This window comes from Variovorax sp. P4_D9, assembly GCF_056401695.1.
Genome location: NZ_JBFUIU010001586.1, coordinates 1 through 950, shown reverse-complemented (window position 1 = coordinate 950; position 950 = coordinate 1). Strand labels below are relative to the sequence as shown.

General features: G+C 64.0%; 1 pseudogene. It reads left to right on the top strand.

Annotated features, from left to right (window positions below):
* Window positions 1-47 precede the first annotated feature (47 nt).
* Window positions 48-950: pseudogene (locus AC1DY5_RS57080) on the top strand (IS110 family RNA-guided transposase); the annotation flags it as partial.

Sequence of the window (950 nt, the reverse complement as noted above, 5' to 3'; positions counted from 1 at the left end):
CGATGGGGTTGCGAATCTCCATCAACTCACTCGGAAGGGGAAGCCCCATGACTATTTTGTACGTTGGCATCGATCTCGCCAAGACCGTTTTCGCCGTCCACGCAGTGAATGAAGCCGGCAAGTCCGAGCTCGTGCGTCCGAACGTGGCGCGAGCCAAGTTGCTCGAATTGATCGTGTCGCTGCCGCCCTGCGTGATCGGCATGGAAGCGTGCTCCGGCGCGCACCACTGAGCGCGCCTGTTCATGGCCCACGGTCACACGGTGCGCCTGATGGCACCGAAGTTCGTCAGCCCGTATCGCCTGTCCGGCAAGCGTGGCAAGAATGACGCCGCCGACGCAGCGGCGATCTGCGAAGCGGTACAGCGGCCCAACATGAGATTCGTGCCGATCAAAAGCTTGCAGCAGCAGTCACAGCTGAGCGTGCATCGCGTGCGCCAGGGATTCATCGAGCAGCGCACGGCAACCATCAATCGGATCCGCGGATTGCTCAGCGAGTTCGGCATCGTGCTGCCGCTGAAGGCATCGACCGTGCGTCGCCACGCCGCAGCTTGCCTGGAGGGTCTGCCCGGGTGGAGCAACACCGTCGTCGGCTCAGCGAATTGATGCGGCTGGACGAGCGGATTGCGCTCTACGACCGACACGTCGCGCAGATGGCGCGCGAAGACACTCGGGCCCAGCAGCTCATGCGCCTGCTCGGCGTCGGCCAAACCACCGCCACCGCGCTGCTGGCGATGACGGCCATGAGTTCAAGTGCGGTCGCCAGTTTGCTGCGCTCGGCTTGGTGCCCAGCCAGTACAGCTCGGGAGGCAAGGCACGACTGGGCCACATCACGAAAGCGGGCGATCCGTACATGCGATCGCTGCTGGTCCTGGGCGCCCGAGCGGTACTCAACTCAGCCACGAACAAAACTGATGCGGTCAGCCAATGGGCTGCGGCGTTGGCCGAGCGAGC